The organism is Sphingobacterium sp. T2, assembly GCF_000814685.1.
GTDB lineage: Bacteria > Bacteroidota > Bacteroidia > Sphingobacteriales > Sphingobacteriaceae > Sphingobacterium > Sphingobacterium thermophilum.
The window spans coordinates 1-993 of the sequence record NZ_JXAC01000275.1 but is presented as its reverse complement, the minus strand read 5'-3'; the positions used below and the strand labels follow the sequence as shown (position 1 = coordinate 993).

At 32.3% G+C, this 993-nt stretch carries 1 pseudogene; it reads left to right on the top strand.

Annotated elements, in window-relative coordinates:
- Positions 1-76: 76 nt before the first annotated feature.
- Positions 77-993 (top strand): annotated as a pseudogene (locus SD31_RS13995) (SusC/RagA family protein); the annotation flags it as partial.

Here is a 993-nt window from a genome sequence, read left to right as displayed (position 1 = left end):
AAGCTTCATTCGAATTAGAGGAGTATAAACTTAAATCGATCATTGGGTTATTAGAACTGGGATGGTTTATTATTGGATGAATGTCGAAGTAGAATATTTCTTAATGAGGCATTATCGACAGGGGATGCAAACACTTTGTTGGGGTCAGTCTGTAGCAGGATTAAATCCAGATGATATAGAAGAGTTTACAATACTAAAGGATGCGGCGGCTACCGCTATGTATGGTGCAGCAGCTATGAATGGTGTGGTAATAGTTAAAACAAAAAGAGGTCGAAATACAGAAGGTGTTATTAATTTAAATTATTCTGGAAATTATTCAACGTATATAAAACCAACTTATAGTGAATTTGATATATTGAATTCGGCCGAACAAATGGCCCTTTTAATCGATTTAGAGAATAAAGGATATTTAAATCATTCTTCAGTATCAAGAGCAGCCACTGGAGGAGTTTTTCATAAGATGTATAATCTTATGTATGAATATGATGAGAGAACAGATAGTTTTGCTCTTCGAAACGACAGGTTTTCAAGAATAGAGTTCTTAAATCGTTATGCAAAAGCTAATACTGATTGGTTTGATATACTCTTTCGTTCTTCATTGATGCATGATCATTCTTTGAGTGTAACGACAGGTACAGATAAAAGTCAGACTTACGTTTCAACAAGCTATATGCAAGATAAAGGATTTACTTTAGGTAATTCCACAAAAAGATTTACGGCCAATCTTAATAATACTTTTAGAATATCCGAAAAATTAAGAGGTGAAGTTTTAATTCAAGGTAATATTAGAGATCAAAAAGCTCCGGGCACTTTAAATAGAGCTTCCGATCCAGTATATGGAAATTATTCCAGAGATTTTGATATTAATCCATATTCATATGCTTTAAATACTAGTAGAATTATAAYTCCTTATGATGAAGATGGTAACTATGAATATTTCATACGAGAATATGCACCCTTCAATATTCTTAATGAAATAGCCAATAATTATAT